The following is a 17,065-nucleotide window of genomic DNA, read 5'->3' as shown; positions in this document are numbered from 1 at the left end:
CATGTTGCATGGCACTAGCATATCACAGGTGCCAGCGACGCCAAACTTGGAACGGATAGGCCCACCCATGGTTCCCGAAGAACGCCTCGAACAGATCCTGCAGCGGTTTCAGTATCTTGAAGCGGCAATGGCGGATGGTAACGGGGCCGGGGACATTGCCGCGCTGGCGCGGGAATATGCCGGGCTGCGCCCGGTGGCCGAACAGATCACCGCCTACCGCCGCCTGCGCGCCGATCTCGAAGACGCCGAGGCGATGCTCTCGGACCCCGACATGAAGGCGCTGGCCGAGGAGGAGATCCCGGCGCTGCAGGCCGCTCTGCCCGAGGCCGAGCACGCCCTGCAGCTGGCGCTCCTGCCGCGGGACGAGGCCGACGTCCGCCCGGCGATGCTGGAGATCCGCCCCGGCACAGGCGGCGACGAGGCGGCGCTGTTTGCCGCCGACCTCCTGCGCATGTACCAGCGCTATGCCGAGGCGCGGGGCTGGTCCTTCGGCATCATCGAGGAGCAGGCGACCGAGCTTGGCGGCATCAAGGAAGTCGTGGCCCACATCAAGGGCGACAACGTCTTTGCCCGGCTCAAGTATGAATCCGGCGTGCACCGGGTGCAGCGCGTGCCCGCCACCGAAAGCGGCGGCCGCATCCATACCTCGGCGGCCACCGTCGCGGTGCTGCCCGAGGCCGAAGATGTCGATATCCAGATCGACCAGAACGATCTGCGCATCGACACCATGCGCGCCTCGGGCGCGGGCGGCCAGCATGTGAACACCACCGATTCCGCTGTGCGCATCACCCATATCCCCAGCGGCATCGTTGTCACCTCCTCGGAAAAGTCGCAGCACCGCAACCGCGAGATCGCGATGCAGGTGCTGAAAACGCGGCTTTACGATCTGGAGCGCCAGCGCATCGACAGCGAACGCTCCGCCGACCGCGCGAGCCAGGTGGGCACCGGCGACCGCTCCGAACGGATCCGCACCTACAACTTCCCGCAAGGCCGGATGACCGACCACCGCATCAATCTCACGCTTTACAAGCTGGAGCAGGTGATGGGCGGCGAGCTGGACGAGATCATCGACGCGCTGACCGCCGATCACCAGGCCCGGCTGCTGGCCGAGATGGGCCAATGAACGGGCCCGCGACCGCCGCCCAGGCCATGGCCGCCGCCGCCGCCCGGCTTCGGGCTGCGGGGGTGCCTGACCCGGCCCGCGACGCCCGCGTGCTGCTCGCCCATGCCGCCCGCATCGAAGCCAGCCGCGTCACGCTGATTGCGCCCGAGGACCTCGCGCCCGAGGTGGCCGAGCGCTACGAGCAGCTGATCGCGCTGCGCGCGGTGCGGGTGCCGGTCTCGCATCTGGTTGGCGAGCGCGAATTCTACGGCCGCCGCTTCAAGGTCTCGCGCGAGGTGCTGGACCCGCGCCCCGAAACCGAAGCCCTGATCGAGGCGGCGCTGGCGGGCCCCTACCAGCGGGTGCTGGACCTGGGGCTCGGTTCCGGCTGCATCCTGGTCACGCTGCTGGCGGAACGCGCCGAGGCCACCGGCCTGGGTGTCGATCTGAGCGAGGCCGCCTGTCTGCAGGCCAGCGCCAATGCGGTGCTGCACCGGGTGGCCGAGCGCGCCGACATCCGCCAGTCGGACTGGTTTGCCGCGGTCGCGGGAAAATTCGACCTGATCGTCTCGAACCCGCCCTACATCGCGCTAGATGAAATGGCGGAGCTGTCTGAGGAGGTGCGCGGCCACGAGCCGGACATGGCGCTGACCGACGGCGGCGACGGGCTGGGGGCCTACCGGCAGATCGCCGCGGGTCTCAGCCGCCACTTGGCCCCGGGGGGCCGGGTGCTGCTGGAAATCGGCCCCACGCAAGGCGCGGATGTGAGTGACCTTCTGCGCGCAGCGGGGCTTTCCGGCATCGCGGTACTGCCCGACCTTGACGGCCGTGACCGCGTGGTGCGGGCGCATCTGGGCACAGGCGCTGGCACAGGCGCTGGCGCAGGTGGCGGCAAAGGCGGCGGTCCGGGCGGCAGCGCGGGCGATGGCGGCGCAGATTCCGGGGAAGACTCCGGCAATTCTGGCGCAAACTGACGCGAAAATTCGCGTTTTTGAAAGAAAAATCACGGAAAACCGCATTGTGCCTCTTGTGCGGGGCTCCGTAAAATGGTTACTCGAAGAAGCCGCGCGAAGAGAGAGCTCTGCAGCCTCCCGGCGGCATCAAGCCCAAATAAAGTCGATGATCCGGCGCTGAGGCGCGCAGATTTGGGTCTACGGCGCATGAAACCAAGGCTGACGTTAGTTAGATGAGATCATCCAAATCACGTTCACGTTCCAAGTCAAACCGGAACCGCCCGAACGGGGCAAATGTTGTCAACCGCGTGTTCGACAGCTCCGGTCCCGAGGGCAAGGTGCGCGGAACTCCGCAGCAGATCATTGACAAATACAACCAGCTCGCCCGCGACGCGCAGCTGGCCAACGACCGCGTTGCGACCGAAAATTTCCAGCAGCACGCCGAGCATTACTTGCGAATGCTGAACGAGGCGCAGCGGGAAATCGATGCGCGCCGCGAGGACCAGGAACGCCAGAACCGCGAGCGCCAGGCTGAACGCGACCGAGAGCGCAGCGAGCGGCTGGAACGCCAGGAGCGCGAGTCCGCCCAGGCCAAGCCCGCCCAGGCGCAGCCGCCCGCACAAGCCCCGTCGGAGCCCGCGACGGCCCCCGCCGCCGGCACGTCGGAGCCGGACGTGCTGGACCTGCGCGACGGCAACGGCAACGGCGACAGCGGCCTGGTGGAGACCCCCGAAAGCCAGGCGGGCGGGGCGGACGAGCCGCCGGCGCGGAAATCGCCCGCCCGCAAACCGCGCAGCCGTAAACCGGCTGCCGAAAAGCAGGACAGCGGGAAAGCGGCGCAGGACGGCGAAGCCGCCAGCAGCGGCGAAACCAAGGCTGACAACAGCGCGGACCAGTCCGGCACGGAGGGCGAAGCCGCAGCCGAGCCCAAGCCGAAAAAGACCACCCGCTCGCGCGCCAAGGCCAAGCCCAAGGCGAAACCGGCCGAGGGCGCTGAAGCGGCGGAGTAACGGCTCTGCTGCCGCGGCCGGATTGCAGCGGCGCAGGCCGGCAGGTTGAGGTCCTGAAACAGAAAAAACCCCGGTGCCGGAAGCGGCCCGGGGGTTTTGCTATGCCGTGTCCACTTATCGTGCTGCCGGGTCTCCCCGCGCAGCAAATTGGCCCGCTTGCGGCACCCTCCGGCGTTGGACAACACCGGCAGGCCGCCGCGCATTACCGGCGCGCGGCGGCGATCTGGCGAGGCTGGATGCCAGCTGGGTGGGAAGCAAGGGTTTGGCCGGAAAAAATGCCAGTCACGCCCGTCAGGGCCGCCCCCGCGCGCCGGTAATGCGCGGCTCACCGCCCGGGGGCAATCGCGGCCCTCTCAGACACGGACCAGCGCTGTTTGCAGAGCCGTCTTATAGCTGAAACCCGGTCTGCTGCGGCGATCTGCCATGAAAGCCGTGTGCGGCGCGGCAGATAAGGCGGTTCCTCAGTCCGCGCCTTTCAGCGAGCGGGCGAGGGCGCAGAAGGCCTCCAGATCCACCTGCTCGGCGCGCTCGGTCGCGGGAATGCCGGCCGCGGCCAGATGCGCCTCGATATCGGGCGACACCCCTTTCAGCGCCGCGCGCAGCATCTTGCGGCGCTGGTTGAAGGCCGCCGCCACTACCCGGCTCAGCGTGGCGGCATCGGCCGGGTAGCGCGGTTCGGGCAGCGCCTCCAGATGCACCACTGCACTGGACACCTTGGGCGGCGGCGTGAAGGCACCGGGGGGCAGCGACATGACGATCCGCGCCTCCGCCCGCCATTGCGCCAGAAGCGCCAGCCGCCCATAGGCTTTGGAGCCGGGCTGCGCCACGATGCGTTCGGCCACCTCGCGCTGGAACATCAGCGTGAGGCTCTGCCAGAACGGCGGCCAGACCTGCGGCGTGAGCCAGCGCACCAGCAGCTCGGTGCCGACGTTGTAGGGCAGGTTGGCGGCGATCCGGATCGGCGGTGTCAGATGCGCCAGCGGGTCGATCTCCAGCGCGTCGCCGTTGATCACGTCGAGCTGCCCCGGATAGGCCTCTGCAATCTCCTGCAATGCGGGCAGGCAGCGGCTGTCCTTCTCTACGGCCAGCACCCGCCGCGCGCCTTCGGCCAGCAATCCGCGGGTGAGCCCGCCGGGGCCGGGGCCTATTTCCAGCACGTCGCAGCCGGTCAGATCCCCGGCCTGGCGCGCGATCTTGGCGGTGAGGTTCAGATCCAGCAGGAAGTTCTGCCCCAGCGACTTGCGCGCCGACAGCTGATGCGCCGCGATCACCTCGCGCAGGGGGGGCAGGGAGTCGATGGCGCTCATGTCACGGATACCTCGGGGCAGGGCGCGGGCAATGCGCCAGAGATTTCAGGCCTGCGGCGGGGATATTTCCAGCCAGAAGAAGCGTCAAGAGCCGGCGGCCATCCCTTGGGCAAGCTTAAGCGCCTCGATCAGACTGGCAGGGCTGGCCCGGCCGGTGCCTGCAATGTCGAAGGCGGTGCCGTGGTCGGGCGAGGTGCGGATAAAGGGCAGGCCCAGCGTCACGTTGACGCCGCGGTCGAAATCCAGCGTCTTGATCGGGATCAGCGCCTGGTCGTGATACATGCAGACGGCGGCGTCATAACGCGCGCGGGCGGCGGCGTGGAACAGCGTATCGCCCGGATGCGGACCGGTGAGAGCGTGGCCCTCGCCCTGCATGTCCGCGATCAGCCCGGCGATCCAGTCCCGTTCCTCGCTGCCCATGGCGCCGCCTTCGCCCGCGTGGGGGTTGAGGCCCGCCACCGCGATGCGCGGCTGGGCGATGCCGAACTGCTGGCGCAGGCCTGCGGCGGTGATCTCGATGGTTTGGCGCAGCAGCGCTGGAGTCAGCACCTTGGGCACGTCCTTCAGCGCGATATGGATGGTGGCGGGCACCACCCGCAATTGCTGGCTCGCCAGCATCATCACCACCCGCGCGCCGCCTGCGAGATGGGCGAGGAACTCGGTATGGCCGGGAAAGGCGAAGCCCGCGCCGTCGATCAGCGCCTTCTTGTGGATCGGCGCGGTGCAGAGAGCCGAGGCCTTGCCCGCCTGCACCAGCTGCACCGCGGTCTCGATCGCGCGGATCACGCCTGCGGCGTTTTTCGGATCGGCCGCGCCCTTCGCGGTGCCGCCGTCAAACTGCAGCGGCAGTACCGGCAGCGCTGCGGCACAGGCGGTCACGGCTTCCCCCGGGGCGGAGATTTCCTTCACCGGCGTGCCCGCGGGCAGGTGGCGCGGATCGCCGATCCAGAAGAACGGCAGGCTTTCGCGCAGTTCCTCCCACGCCTTGGCCGCGATTTCGGGGCCGATGCCCCCCGGCTCGCCGCAGCTCAGCGCAACCGGCGCGGCGGGGCTCATTTCACCACGATCCGCGCATCGGCCTTCAGCTGTTCCAGGTAGCTTTCGGTGAAGGCGGCCATGCGCTGCTGGGTGAGCGCATTGGCGACATTCTCGCGGGTGCCGCCTTCACCCAGCTCGGCAGTGCGGCCGCACAGCATCAGCATCATCAGCGTCTGCCCATTGTTGCGGGTCAGGGTAACGGAGGTCTCGCCCGGGTCCAGCTTGGCCAGCTCCAGTGCGACGTCCTGCGGGATCCCGGCAGGCGGCTGGCTCTGGATCTCCAGCACCGAGGGGTCCTGTTCCTTGGCGATGCCGTAGAAATCCTCGCATTGGTCGGCGCGGGCCGCCACCTGCGCCGCGGCGGCAAGCGCCTCCGGGCTGCGGCCGCCGGAGATGTAATAGGTGGCGTATTCGATCGCCGAATAGCGCGGTGCCGCGCCCGCCGCCTCGCGCACACCGCGCATCTGGAACAGCGCCACCGCGCCCTGCAGCGGCACCGGCTCCGAAATCTCGCCCGGGTCCAGCGCCAGCACCACCTCCTGCAGCTGCGGCGGCAGCTTGGTGAGCGGCATCCAGGGCAGGCGGCCGCCCTGCTCGCGGCTGCCGGCCGCACTGTACTGCGTGGCGGCGGCCGAGAAGCTCTCGTAGCTCTTCAGTTTGGCCACCTGTTCGATCAGTTCCTCGACCTGGGCCGCGCTCTGCTGGGTGAGCGGCAGGATGAACTCGCTCAACAGCACCTCGACACTGCCGCTGCCCGCGGTGCCCATGGCGCGGTCGATCTCTTCCGGCGTGGGGCGCGCGCGCGACAGGAAGCGGGCGCGGGAGAACTCGCGCCAGCCGATGCCGGCCTTGGCAAAGTCGCGCAGGGTTTCGCGGGCCACACCGTTTTGCTGCAGCACCGCCAGGAACTCGTCGAGCGACAGGTTGGCGCGGCCCGCAAGCTCCTCCATCCCGGCGACGATTTCCTCTTCGGTGGGGACGATGCCCGCCTCTTCCATCGCGATCAGCTTGAGCCGGTCGTTGATCAGCTCCTCGCGTGCGGTCTCCAACGGGTCGCCGGGCACCCGCAGCGCCGATTGGAAGCGCGCGCGCTGTTCCAGTTCGTAGCGGGTGATCACGTCGTCATTGACCATGACCGCCGGGGCAAAGAGGTTCTGCGCGCCTGCGGGCAGGGCGGTCCAGTTGAGGCCCGCCGCCAGCACCAGCGCGGCGCAGCCGTTCAGCGCCGCGGAAGAACCACGGGAGAGAACACCGGAAAGCACACCGGAAAGCATACGGGCCGGGTTCGGGATTTTCACGTCTTGCTGCATGTCCGCCTGTACTGTTTGCTGCCGCTCTTCACGGAAAAGCCGTTGAGCGAGATGGTAAAGCCGAAATCCGTTGCCGGCTCAACACTTGTTGTCGAGGTATAGCGGCGGTTGACCGAAAGGTCGACCGTCACGCATTCGGTGCTGTAGGCGACGCCGACCCCGGCCCGTGTCGCGCGCCCGTCCGAGATGTCATAGCGCAGCCGGGCGCTGGCCGACCAGCTGGGGTTGATGTCGTAGCTGCCGTCGAACCACATTTCCGAGGTCTCCTCGCTGCGGTCCTCCTCCGGGTCGGTGCCAAGCCACAGGTAGCTGCCGGTGAGGTTCACCCGCTCGGTGCGCCAGTCGCCGCGGAATTCAGCCTTGGAGAAATTTGCCGAGCCGCTCAGCAGCCCGCGCGCGGTGAGAGCCAGGTCCTGGCCGTAGCGCAGCTGCCCGGCCAACAGGATGTCCGAAGAGCTGCCGCCAAGCCCGGAGCTTTTGGTGAAGCGATCATCGCCGTTGTGGCGCAGCACCTGTCCCGCGGTGGCGAAGGCTTGCCAGCCGCGGGCGGCATAGCGCGCCCAGTTGGCGCCATAGACCAGCGTCAGCCCTTCCTCGCGCGCGTCGGTGGCCGGAAAACGCGACAGGGACAGCAGGTTGCCCTGGTCGAACTCGACAAAGCGGCTCTCCTCGCTTGGCACCGTGTCGCCGCCGCTGCCGCGCCAGGCAATCTGGGCGATCGGCTCCAGGTATTGCACCGCGCCGCCGCCCTCCGGCCGCTGCATCGGCAGGCGCAGGGTAAGCGCGATGCGCGGCGTCAGGCGGCTCTCCTTGCCGGTGAAGACATCGTCGTCATAGGTGTTGAAGGCATCGGCCGCGATGCCGGTTTCCCATTCCGCCAGCACGCCGCCGGGGGTCTGCCAGCTCCGGTGCCAGCCCACATCGGCGGAGAGCCGGGCGAGGTCGCGGCCGTTGCTGGCGTTTTGCGTGGCATCCAGCCCGGACTCGCGGCGGTGGCCGTGGCCCTCCAGTGTCGTCCGCAGCTCGCCGCCGCCGCGCAGGTAGCGCCGCTGCAGGAAGACATCGGCGATGGCCGACGGGATCAGGTCCTGCTCCTCGCTGTCGCGCAGGGTCTTGAAGTGGTTGAGCGAGGCGCGGAACAGCTGGTCCCGGTCCGCCTTGGCCAGCACCGCTTTTGAGCGCACCCGGTCGAGGTCGGGCAGGCCGTAATCCGCAAGGTAGGCGTCGTCCGAAACAGTCTTTAGGTGGAGGTCGAGGCTGTAGCCGCGCCGCAATGCAAAGGCGCCGTCGGCAAACAGGTAGCCGCGGCCCTCGTCCGGGCGCAGGTCGTCGCGGGTGTAGGCGCCGTTCAGCTCAATGCTGCCATTGCGGAAGGCCTGGCGGTAGCGGGCGCCCAGGGTGCGTGTCTTGGACGACAGGTAGGGTTCCAGCGTCAGGTCGCGGTGCGGGCCAAGGGTGAAGAAATAGGGTACCTTCAGCCCGGTTGCGAGGTTCGAGGTGGTGCGCAGCGAGGGGATCAGAAAGCCGCTGGCACGCTCCAGCGAGGGATCGGGCAGGCGGATCGCGGGAAAGTAGAAGACCGGCACGTCCAGCACCCTGAGCTGCGCGTTCTCGAAATAGAGCTGCTGCTCCTCTTGGTCGTGGGTCACCCGCTCGGCGCGGATCTGCCAGAGCGGCGGGCGGCCGTCCTCGCAGACATGGCAGGAGGTGACGGCGGTCTTGTAGAGCTGGGTATAGCGGCCGCTCACCCGGGTCATCTGCAGCGAGGCCAGTTGCACCTGCTGCTGGAACACCATGCGCGCGCCCGACAGGATCCCGTCGCGCAGGCTGCGGTCCAGCTCGGCGGCGCTGGCGAGGATGGTGAATTCGCCGCCCTGGTCGATGCGGATCGGGCCCTCGATCTTCAGCGCGCCAGTGCTCTGGTCGAAGGTGATCTTTTCGGCCCTGAGCCGGATATCGCCCTGGAAGGCCTCGACGTTGCCTTCGGCCACCAGCTGGCGCTCAGGCGTGATGAAGACCTGATCGGCGACCAGTGTTGCCGGGCCGTCTTCGGCCCGCGGCGCGGCCTGTGCCTGTGCCTGGGCCTGCGCCGTGGCGGGCGCCCAGGCCAGCGCCATCCAGGGCAGCACGGCGGAAAGAAGCAGCGCGCGGCGCAGGTTACCCGTCTTCGGCATGTAAAAGCAGTCCCAAAGTCAACAAAATGCCAGAGATCGGCGGGGCCCAGGCGGCAAGCGCCACCGGGATCTGCCCGTTTTCGCCGAGGATCTGCGCGAAATTGCGGATGAAATAAAGCCCAAAGCCCAGGAGCACCGCCATCAGCACGGCCAGCCCGGTGCCGCCAAAGCGCGTATGGCGCATGGTGAAGGCCGCGCCCACCAGCACCATCGCGATCAGGAACAGCGGCCGGGCCAGCTCGGCCTGGTACCAGACTTCGTAGCGCTTGGTGGTGAAGCCCGCAGCCGACAGCTCGCGGATGGTTTCCGGAATATCGTAGATCGAGATCCCCCGCGCGGTGCCCAGCGTGTCGCGGATGCGGTCGGTGGTGAGCGTGGTCGGCAGGCGCAGCTCGTCCAGTTCCGCAGCGCCGCTTTCCGGGTTGATCCCCGCCGCCAGCGGCCAGGTCTTGGCGTTTCTCAGCACCCAGGCCGCGCCATCAAGCTGCGCGCTCTCGGCGGTGATCCGGCGCACCGGCCCTGCGGACTGCGTGTAGGTGTGGATGGTCACGTCGTGCAGGATGATCTCGGCGGCATCGCCGCTGTAGCCTGCGGCATGGATCACCGATTGGCCGCGCAAGCCCCCCTGGCGCAGCCAAAGGCCCTCGCTGCTCAGCGACAGGGCCGAGGCGCCGCCGCTGCGGTAGGTCTCCGACAGGTCCTGGAACCGGTTCGAGGTCGCCGCCACGATCGGGTTTAGCATCACCACCGCCAGCCCGCCGACCAGCGCCGCCACCAGCACCGGCGCCGCCAGCACCCGGATGCCGGAGCGGCCGATGGCGCGGGTCACCACCAGCTCGCTGCTGCGGGCGAGGCCCACAAACAGCACGATGGTGGTGAGGATCATGATCAGCGGCAGGAACTCGCTCAGCGCCGCGGGCGTGTTGAGCAGGGTGAGCCCGATCAGCTGCCCCGCGCTCAGGTCCTGGCCTTCGAAACGGCGGATCTGCTCGTTGAGGTCAATGAGGATCACCAGCGTCATCAGGACGCCGCAGATCACCAGAAACCACTGCAGGAAACGGCGCGCGTAGTAGAAATCGAGCTTCATGCCGCAGCCTCCGCCGCCGCCGCCGCGCGCGTGCGCCTTGGCCGTGACGCCAGAAACAGGAACACGAGCGCCACAACGAAGCCAAGAAGCGTCGGCAGGTAGATCAGCGGCCACAGGCCCGGATCCTTCAGCACCGGCTCCGAGACGACGCCGCGCATGCCTTCGATGAAGATCAGCACCACAAAGGCCAGGAGCGCCTGCCGCCAGACGCCGAACCGCGAAAACGTGCCCAGCATCAGCGCCGAAAACCCGATCAGCGCCACCGCGACGCAGACCAGCGCCCGGGCAAAGCGCAGGTGCAGCTCCTCGGCCTGCGCCCCGGCGCTGTGGCCGTCGCTTTGGGTGACCGCGTCGCGGGAAAGCAGCAGCTCGTGGCTGGGAATGGCGCGGATGTTACGGGCGCCTGCGCCAGAGCTTTGTGCCAATGTGCTGATATCATACGAAAAATCTGCAAAGAACGTGGTCGACAGCCGCTGCGACTCGGTGTCGAGCCGCTGCGCCATGCCATCCACCATGATCAGATGCGCCTTGCCGCCGTCGCGCACCAGAAAGGCGCGCGCGCCGGTGTAGGTGGTGACGGTGGCGGGGTCGCGCCGGTCCGACAGGAAGACGTCGCGCATGGTGCCGTCCGGCTCGATCTGGCGGATGTAGAAGGTGACGCCCCGGGCCGGGTGCAGAAAGTCGCCCTCACTGAGCAGCTGCGCGGTCACGTTGCGCGCCACCTCGCTTTCGCGCGCCTCCAGCTGGTTGATCGAGGCGGGCAGCAGATAATGCGTCAGCGCCGACATCATCAGCGCGGTCAGCACCCCAAAAACCAGCGCCGGCCGGGCCATCTGCCAGGGGCTGGTGCCGGTGGCGCGCAGCACCGTCAGCTCGCTTTCGCCATTCAGCCGGTTGGTCACCCAGACCGCGGCGCCAAACACCGCAATCGGCAGCACCATGCGGATCAGGTTCGGCAGCGCCAGCGCGCTGAACTCCAGAAACACCAGCGCCGACTGGCCGTTGCCGATCAGCCGGTCAAACAGCACCACCGCCCGGTTGATCCAGAACACCGCTACCAGAATCAGCGCAAAGAAGCTGAAGAACAGCAGATACTGGGACAGCACATATCTGTCGTAGCGTGACACCCGATCCCCCGGACCCTGCCGTTAGTGATTGCGCCGGACCTTAGTGGATTTGCCGGGCGGGGAAAACTGCAATCTCCGCCGCGCCTTGCCCGCCTCGCCGCCGGCGGCGCCGGGTCTGGTCAAGCGCCGCCGCAGCCGCTACCACTTTCGCCAGAAAACACCAGACCCCGACAGGAGCGCCCAGAATGAGCAGTCTTATCCCGATCCGCTTTGCCGATTTCGACGTGAAGGCCATGGCGGAGATGACCGGCCGCGTCGCGGTGACGGTCACCCCCGAAGGCAGCCTCGACCAGGCCGCGCGCAGCGCCAACCGGATGGCCAAGGGCGGCATCGCCCGGCTGGTCGAATCGGAGGGCTTCAAGAAGGCGAAATGCGGCGACGTGTTCTCGCTGGCCTGGCCCGCAGGGATGATGGCAGAGGCGCTGGACGTGCTGGTGCTGCCCAAGAAGCTGACCGCGGCGGAGGCCCGCAAGGCCGGCGCCAAGCTGGTGAGCCAGGCGGGCGGCAAGCCGGTCACGGTGATGGCGGGCGGCATGACGCGGGCGGCGGATCTGGCAATGGGCATGGCGCTGCGGGCCTACACATTCGACGGCCACAAGACGCCCTCGGAAGACGCGGCGAAGCCCGAGGTGGTGATTGCCTGCAAGTCGCCGCAGGAGCAGGAAGCCGCCTGCGCGCCGCTCCTTGCCGTCGCCGAGGGCGTGCACATGACCCGCGACCTGGTGAATGAGCCCGCCAACGTGCTGACAACCACGGAATTCGCGAACCGTATCGAAGCCATGCGCGAGATCGGCCTGGAGGTGGAGATCCTCGACGAAGCCGAGCTGGAAGAGCTGGGCATGCGCACGCTTCTGAGCGTCGGTCAGGGCTCCGACAGCCCCTCCAAAGTCGCTGTGATGCAGTGGAAGGGCGGCGGGTCTGACGCGGCGCTGCTGGCGCTGGTCGGCAAGGGGGTGGTCTTCGACACCGGCGGCATCTCGCTGAAACCCGCGGCCGGAATGGAAGACATGACCATGGACATGGGCGGCGCCGGGGTGGTGGCGGGCACCATGAAGGCGCTGGCGCTGCGTAAGGCCAAGGCCAACGTCGTGGGCCTCGTCGGGCTGGTGGAGAACATGCCCTCCGGCAATGCGATCCGACCGGGCGACGTGGTGAAGTCGATGAAGGGCGACACGGTGGAGATCATCAACACCGACGCCGAGGGCCGGCTCGTGCTTTGCGACGTGCTCTGGTACGCGCAGGAGCGCTTCAAGCCCGCGGGAGTGATCGACCTCGCCACCCTGACCGGCGCCATCATCATCGGGCTCGGCCATGAGAACGCGGGCGTCTTCTCCAATGACGACACCCTGTGCGATGCCTTCCTCAAGGCCGCCCGGACCGAGGACGAGGGTGCCTGGCGGATGCCGCTGGGCAAGGCCTATGACGATCAGCTGAAATCGCGTATTGCTGACATCAAGAACGTCGGCGGCCGCCCCGCGGGCTCGATCACCGCGGCGCAGTTCCTGGCCAGGTTCATCCAGGAAGGCACGCCCTGGATCCACCTCGACATCGCGGGCGTCGCCTCGGTCAAGTCGGATACGGATTATGCCCCGAAAGGCGCCACCGGCTGGGGCGTGATGGCGCTGAACCGGCTTGTCGCCGACGCCTTTGAGGCAAGCTGAGCTGGCAATGGGGGCTGCCTATTTCTACCACCTCACCCGCCGCCCGCTGGAGGAGACCCTGCCGGTGCTGCTGGAGAAGGCGCGCGCGGCGGGCTGGCGCATCGCGGTGCGCGGTTTGAGCGAAGAGCGCATGGCCTGGCTGGACGAGCGGCTGTGGCAGGGTCCTGCGGACAGCTTCCTGCCGCACGGGCTCGCGGGCGGCCCCCATGACGCCGGGCAGCCGGTGCTGCTCACAAGCGGGCCGGAGGCCGCCAACAACCCCGATTGCGTGATGGCGGTGGATGGCGCCGCCGTCACCGCTGAGGAAGTGCAGGCGCTGGAGCGCGTCTGCATCCTGTTCGACGGCACCGACCCGCAGGCGGTGGATCACGCCCGCGCCCAGTGGAAGGCGCTGACCGGCGCGGGCTGCGCGGCGCAATACTGGTCCGAGGAATCCGGCCGCTGGGAGAAGAAGGCCGAGAAATGACCTCCGCCGCGGCCCCTGCGCCGCGGCGGCCTCCGGTTCTGCCCGCTCTTGCCTGTTCAGTTGCCCTGTACCGGTCTCAGTGCCGGTAGCGGTAGGGCTTGCCGTAGTAATAGCCGTCATAGCGATAGGGCCGCCGCTGGTGGCTCAGGTGGCGGTGGTGATGCCGCCGGGTGCCCGCGTGGTGGCGGTGGCCGTAGTGGTGGTAGTAGACCTTCGGCTTGTGGTGATGCCGGTAGGCGCGCCGCTCGTAGCGGTGATCGCTGACGCCCTTGGCGATGATGCCAAGCGCCACGATGCCCGCCAGCGCCCGGGCAAAGTCGCGGCCCGAGTCATGCGCGGCGGCCGGCGCCGGCACCATCAGGCCCGCGGCCAGCGCAAAGGCTGCGGCTGTGGAGGTGAGGAATCCAAGGCGGAACATGCGGCCTCCTTTCCGGTTGCGGCCCTCGCAGGGCGCGCCGGCAGGAAGTCTCTGGCAGTGATCGCGGATCGGATCGCAGGCGGTCTCCTGCCCGTCACTCCTACCTGTGCAGCCCCGAAGGGCCCCCCCATGATGCGGCAGCAAGGGGCACAAGGCCATCCCCCGGGCGGTGAACTCTGCTCACAGCTGCGGGAGGGCGGCGGAGGTGCGGGCCGGCTCCGCGGAGGCCGCGGCAGCCGGGCAGGGGCAGCCTCAGCGGGTCAGCACCAGAGCGCCGCCGGTGATCTCGATACTGGTCCAGCGCTGCAGATAGCCCATGCCCAGAAGCGACTGCTCCAGCGCGCCTTCGTTCACCCAGACCCGCACGTCCCGGTCGGCAATGCCGCCGAGCGATATCTCGTCGACCCAGACCGAAGCAGTGCGCACCTCGCCATTGGCGGTCTGGGCGCGGCCGAGATAGGCGAGGCTTTCGGTGTCGATACCCGCACGCTCTGCATCCGCGCCGTTCAGCACAACTTCGCTGGCGCCGGTATCGACAAGGAACTCCACCGGCGTGCCGTTCACCTGCAACGTAAGGTAATAATGCCCGTCGCCCGCCCGCGGCACCTCGACCCGCCCCGCCTCCGTCAGCACCGACTGCTGCGGCCGCACTGTCTGGCGGATGTCCTCCCACAGCCCGTAGGCCGCGATCACGCCCAGGAAGATCAGTCCCCAGACCGCAAGCATCTGGAATGTCTTGCCCAGGCTTTGGCGGTTCTGCACGAAGACCCAGCCCCCGATCACCGCAAGCAGCAGGCCAAGGTAGATCAGCCGGCCAATGTCATGTTCTCCCATCCGCGTACCTCCTGATCTTGATGTAGGCAGGGCGGGCGCGGATGCTAGCCGGCAAAGCCGAAAGCACGCAGCCCGTCGAGCACGAATTGCACCGACAGGGCCGCCAGCAGCATACCCAGAAGCCGGGTCACCACGGTGATGCCGGTCTTGCCCAGCATCCGTTCCAGCATGCCGGAGAACAGGCACATCCCCAGAAGGATCGCCAGCACCGCGAGCACGACGCCCATCACCATGGCAAAGCCGGTGAAGCCCGGCTGCTGGCCCGCAAGCAGGATCACGGTGGCGATCGAGCCCGGGCCGCCGATCAGCGGGATCGCCAGCGGAAAGACGGAAGGGTCGTCGAACTCCTCCTCCTCGCTGCGGTCCTCGCGGCGCTTGTTGCGGCGCTCGAACAGCATGTCGAGCGCGGTGAGGAACAACAGCACCCCGCCCGCGATGCGGAAGGCGGGCATCGAAATCCCGATGAAGCCCAGAACCGCCTCGCCAAAGGCGGTGAACAGCGCCAGGATGAAGGCCGAGGTCACGATGGCGCGGACCGCGATGCTGCGGCGCCGCGCGGGCGGCATGCCCTGGGTCAGCGCCAGGAACACCGGGGTGAGGCCGATCGGGTCGACGATGACAAACAGCGTGACGAATGAGGTGATCAGGAATGCGGTATCGATCATTGCGCCTCGGCCTGCTCCAGTTTCTCCAGCGCTGCCATCCACAGGCCCTCGGCCCGCTCCAGCGCCTCCAGGCATTCGGCGTGTTTCTTCTGCCAGACCTCGATGTCGGTGGTCTTGCCCGGCTCGTACAGGCTGGGGTCGGCCAGCTTTTCGTCAAGCTTTTCACGCATTTCGCTGAGCTTTTCCACCCGCGCCTCGGATTTGCGCAGCTCGGCGCGCAGCCCCTGGAGCTGATCGCGCGAGGTGCGCTTGGGCTTCGCGGGCTTGCCCTGCTCGCCCTTGGATGCAGGCTTGTCGCGCGCCAGCAGCAGCTCGCGGTAGCTCTCCAGATCGCCGTCGTAAGGCGTCACCGTGCCGCCCGCCACCAGCCACAGCCGGTCGGCGGCAAGGCTCAGCAGGTGCATGTCGTGGCTCACCAGGATCACCGCGCCCGAATAGGCGGTGAGCGCCTCCACCAGCGCCTCGCGGCTTTCGATATCAAGGTGGTTGGTCGGCTCGTCGAGGATCAGCAGATGCGGCGCGTCGATGGTGGCAATGAGCAGCGAAAGCCGCGCCTTCTGCCCGCCGGACAAGCGGCCCACCTCGGTCTCCGCCTGCGCGGCCCCCAGGCCAAAGCCCGCCAGCCGCGCCCGCCATCTGGCAGGCGCCTCCTCGGGGCGCAGGCGGCGCAGGTGGTCGAGCGGGGTTTCATCCACATGCAGCTCATCGACCTGGTGCTGCGCGAAATAGCCGATCCTGAGCTTCGAGGACCGCGTGAGCTTGCCTGCCATCAAGGGCAGCCGGTCCGCCAGCAGTTTTGACAGGGTCGATTTGCCCTGGCCGTTCTTGCCCAGAAGCGCGATGCGGTCGTCCTGGTCGATCCTGAGGTTCAGCCGCTTCAGCACTTCGGTTTCGCCATAGCCGGTGGTGCCGCTCTCGATATGGATGATCGGCGGCGGCAGCTCCTCCGGTTCGGGGAAGGTGAAGGCCCTGAGCGCGGCTTCCTGCGGCGTGGTGATCGGCTTCATCTTGGCGATCATCTTCAGCCGCGACTGCGCCTGCACCGCTTTTGAGGCCTTGGCGCGGAACCGGTCGACGAAGCTCTGCAGATGGGCGCGGCGGGCCTCCTGCTTGCGGGCCTCGGACTGCGCCGCCAGGATCCGCGCGGCGCGGGTTTCGGCAAAGGTGTCGTAGGGGCCCTGGTAGAAGGTGAGCTTCTTGTCCTCCAGATGCAGGATCGCCCCCACCGCGCGGTTCAGCAGCCCGCGGTCGTGGCTGACGATCAGCACCGTGTGCGGGTATTTCGCGAGGTAGCTTTCCAGCCACAGCGCACCTTCGAGGTCGAGGTAGTTGGTCGGCTCGTCCAAGAGCAGCAGGTCGGGCTGCGCAAAGAGGACAGCGGCCAGCGCCACCCGCATCCGCCAGCCGCCGGAGAAATCCGAACACGGCCGCTTCTGGTCGGCGTCGTCAAAGCCCAGCCCCTTCAGGATCGCCGAGGCGCGCGCCTCCGCCGACCATGCGTCGATGTCCGCCAGCCTTGTCTGGATCTCGGCAATGCGGGCGGCGTCAGTGGCGGTCTCGGCCTCTGCCATCAGCGCCGCGCGCTCGGTATCGGCCGCAAGCACCGTGTCGGTCAGTGACATATTGGAGGAGGGCACCTCTTGCGCCACCCCGCCAATGCGCGCCTTCGACGGCAGCGAGATGCTGCCGCCCTCCAGCGCCAGCTCGCCCCGGATCAGCCGGAACAGCGTGGTCTTGCCGGTGCCGTTGCGCCCCACCAGGCCAACCTTGTGGCCGGTGGGAATGGTGGCCGATGCGCCCTCGATCAGGGGGCGGCCTTCGACGGAATATGTGATGTCCTGAATGCGTAGCATGGCAGCGCTCTTAGCAGAGGGCTGGCCGTGCCGCCAGCGGCATTGACAGGGTCAGGGCAG

At 68.1% G+C, this 17,065-nt stretch carries 15 protein-coding genes; 5 read left to right on the top strand and 10 right to left on the bottom strand.

What is annotated here, in order from left to right:
* Positions 1-67: 67 nt before the first annotated feature.
* The 3 genes from prfA to ACOHX0_RS14020 all read left to right on the top strand — a co-directional run bounded on the left by prfA (position 68) and on the right by ACOHX0_RS14020 (position 3,065).
* Entirely contained in the window at positions 68-1,123 is a 1,056-nt protein-coding gene (prfA, locus tag ACOHX0_RS14030) for a peptide chain release factor 1 (protein ID WP_420677542.1), read from the top strand.
* A complete protein-coding gene (gene prmC / locus ACOHX0_RS14025) occupies positions 1,120-2,076 on the top strand; it encodes a peptide chain release factor N(5)-glutamine methyltransferase (RefSeq protein WP_420677541.1) in 957 nt (318 codons plus the stop codon). Before prfA ends, prmC begins: the two co-directional genes overlap by 4 nt.
* A 212-nt stretch (positions 2,077-2,288) precedes the next feature.
* Positions 2,289-3,065 carry a DUF4167 domain-containing protein gene (locus ACOHX0_RS14020; protein ID WP_420677540.1) on the top strand — a complete coding sequence of 259 codons (777 nt, stop codon included), beginning with the start codon at positions 2,289-2,291 and terminating at the stop codon, positions 3,063-3,065.
* Between the two features lie 461 nt (positions 3,066-3,526).
* Here the strand turns inward: ACOHX0_RS14020 and rsmA are convergent, their stop codons facing one another.
* From rsmA to lptF, 6 genes are all read right to left on the bottom strand, one after another.
* Positions 3,527-4,372, bottom strand: a complete 846-nt coding sequence (rsmA, locus tag ACOHX0_RS14015; RefSeq protein WP_420677539.1) for a 16S rRNA (adenine(1518)-N(6)/adenine(1519)-N(6))-dimethyltransferase RsmA — start codon at positions 4,370-4,372, stop codon at positions 3,527-3,529.
* Between the two features lie 84 nt (positions 4,373-4,456).
* On the bottom strand, positions 4,457-5,428 hold the full coding sequence (gene pdxA, locus ACOHX0_RS14010) for a 4-hydroxythreonine-4-phosphate dehydrogenase PdxA (protein ID WP_420677538.1): 972 nt from the start codon (positions 5,426-5,428) through the stop codon (positions 4,457-4,459).
* Entirely contained in the window at positions 5,425-6,720 is a 1,296-nt protein-coding gene (locus tag ACOHX0_RS14005; RefSeq protein WP_420677535.1) for a peptidylprolyl isomerase, read from the bottom strand. Before ACOHX0_RS14005 ends, pdxA begins: the two co-directional genes overlap by 4 nt.
* The gene (locus ACOHX0_RS14000; RefSeq protein WP_420677533.1) at positions 6,705-8,894 is read right to left on the bottom strand and encodes an LPS-assembly protein LptD; all 2,190 of its coding nucleotides are present in this window, start codon (positions 8,892-8,894) and stop codon (positions 6,705-6,707) included. Before ACOHX0_RS14000 ends, ACOHX0_RS14005 begins: the two co-directional genes overlap by 16 nt.
* Complete coding sequence (gene lptG, locus ACOHX0_RS13995; RefSeq protein ID WP_420677531.1) at positions 8,878-9,981, bottom strand: LPS export ABC transporter permease LptG; 1,104 nt, start codon at positions 9,979-9,981, stop codon at positions 8,878-8,880. Before lptG ends, ACOHX0_RS14000 begins: the two co-directional genes overlap by 17 nt.
* Positions 9,978-11,108 (bottom strand): LPS export ABC transporter permease LptF, encoded by a 1,131-nt coding sequence (gene lptF / locus ACOHX0_RS13990; RefSeq protein WP_420677530.1) that lies wholly within the window; start codon positions 11,106-11,108, stop codon positions 9,978-9,980. Before lptF ends, lptG begins: the two co-directional genes overlap by 4 nt.
* A gap of 185 nt (positions 11,109-11,293) precedes the next feature.
* Here lptF and ACOHX0_RS13985 point away from each other — a divergent pair, with 185 nt between their 5' ends.
* Both ACOHX0_RS13985 and ACOHX0_RS13980 read left to right on the top strand, forming a co-directional pair.
* Positions 11,294-12,769, top strand: a complete 1,476-nt coding sequence (locus tag ACOHX0_RS13985) for a leucyl aminopeptidase (protein ID WP_420677528.1) — start codon at positions 11,294-11,296, stop codon at positions 12,767-12,769.
* 7 nt (positions 12,770-12,776) lie between these two features.
* Complete coding sequence (locus ACOHX0_RS13980) at positions 12,777-13,235, top strand: DNA polymerase III subunit chi (protein WP_420677527.1); 459 nt, start codon at positions 12,777-12,779, stop codon at positions 13,233-13,235.
* A gap of 76 nt (positions 13,236-13,311) precedes the next feature.
* Here ACOHX0_RS13980 and ACOHX0_RS13975 read toward each other — a convergent pair whose 3' ends face one another.
* From ACOHX0_RS13975 to ACOHX0_RS13960, 4 genes are all read right to left on the bottom strand, one after another.
* Complete coding sequence (locus ACOHX0_RS13975) at positions 13,312-13,653, bottom strand: hypothetical protein (protein ID WP_420677525.1); 342 nt, start codon at positions 13,651-13,653, stop codon at positions 13,312-13,314.
* Positions 13,654-13,905: 252 nt separating this feature from the next.
* Complete coding sequence (locus ACOHX0_RS13970) at positions 13,906-14,487, bottom strand: retropepsin-like aspartic protease family protein (RefSeq protein WP_420677523.1); 582 nt, start codon at positions 14,485-14,487, stop codon at positions 13,906-13,908.
* A 44-nt stretch (positions 14,488-14,531) separates the two neighbouring features.
* On the bottom strand, positions 14,532-15,152 hold the full coding sequence (locus tag ACOHX0_RS13965; RefSeq protein ID WP_420677521.1) for a MarC family protein: 621 nt from the start codon (positions 15,150-15,152) through the stop codon (positions 14,532-14,534).
* Positions 15,149-17,005: an ABC-F family ATP-binding cassette domain-containing protein gene (locus ACOHX0_RS13960; protein WP_420677519.1), complete on the bottom strand. Its 1,857-nt coding sequence runs from the start codon at positions 17,003-17,005 to the stop codon at positions 15,149-15,151. The genes ACOHX0_RS13965 and ACOHX0_RS13960 overlap by 4 nt, the downstream gene beginning before the upstream one ends.
* Positions 17,006-17,065 lie beyond the last annotated feature (60 nt).

The organism is Cribrihabitans pelagius (genome assembly GCF_048820915.1).
Taxonomy (GTDB): domain Bacteria; phylum Pseudomonadota; class Alphaproteobacteria; order Rhodobacterales; family Rhodobacteraceae; genus Cribrihabitans_A; species Cribrihabitans_A pelagius.
The sequence above is the reverse complement of the archived record's forward strand: the minus strand, read 5'-3'. Positions and strand labels throughout refer to the sequence as shown.

Bases quoted from the DNA above. Each gene is read 5' to 3' on its own strand.
- prfA (WP_420677542.1), top strand. From the start codon at position 68: ATGGTTCCCGAAGAACGCCTCGAACAGATCCTGCAGCGGTTTCAGTAT.
- prmC (WP_420677541.1), top strand. From the start codon at position 1,120: ATGAACGGGCCCGCGACCGCCGCCCAGGCCATGGCCGCCGCCGCCGCC.
- ACOHX0_RS14020 (WP_420677540.1), top strand. From the start codon at position 2,289: ATGAGATCATCCAAATCACGTTCACGTTCCAAGTCAAACCGGAACCGC.
- rsmA (WP_420677539.1), bottom strand. From the start codon at position 4,372: ATGAGCGCCATCGACTCCCTGCCCCCCCTGCGCGAGGTGATCGCGGCG.
- pdxA (WP_420677538.1), bottom strand. From the start codon at position 5,428: ATGAGCCCCGCCGCGCCGGTTGCGCTGAGCTGCGGCGAGCCGGGGGGC.
- ACOHX0_RS14005 (WP_420677535.1), bottom strand. From the start codon at position 6,720: ATGCAGCAAGACGTGAAAATCCCGAACCCGGCCCGTATGCTTTCCGGT.
- ACOHX0_RS14000 (WP_420677533.1), bottom strand. From the start codon at position 8,894: ATGCCGAAGACGGGTAACCTGCGCCGCGCGCTGCTTCTTTCCGCCGTG.
- lptG (WP_420677531.1), bottom strand. From the start codon at position 9,981: ATGAAGCTCGATTTCTACTACGCGCGCCGTTTCCTGCAGTGGTTTCTG.
- ACOHX0_RS13985 (WP_420677528.1), top strand. From the start codon at position 11,294: ATGAGCAGTCTTATCCCGATCCGCTTTGCCGATTTCGACGTGAAGGCC.
- ACOHX0_RS13980 (WP_420677527.1), top strand. From the start codon at position 12,777: ATGGGGGCTGCCTATTTCTACCACCTCACCCGCCGCCCGCTGGAGGAG.
- ACOHX0_RS13975 (WP_420677525.1), bottom strand. From the start codon at position 13,653: ATGTTCCGCCTTGGATTCCTCACCTCCACAGCCGCAGCCTTTGCGCTG.
- ACOHX0_RS13970 (WP_420677523.1), bottom strand. From the start codon at position 14,487: ATGGGAGAACATGACATTGGCCGGCTGATCTACCTTGGCCTGCTGCTT.
- ACOHX0_RS13965 (WP_420677521.1), bottom strand. From the start codon at position 15,152: ATGATCGATACCGCATTCCTGATCACCTCATTCGTCACGCTGTTTGTC.
- ACOHX0_RS13960 (WP_420677519.1), bottom strand. From the start codon at position 17,005: ATGCTACGCATTCAGGACATCACATATTCCGTCGAAGGCCGCCCCCTG.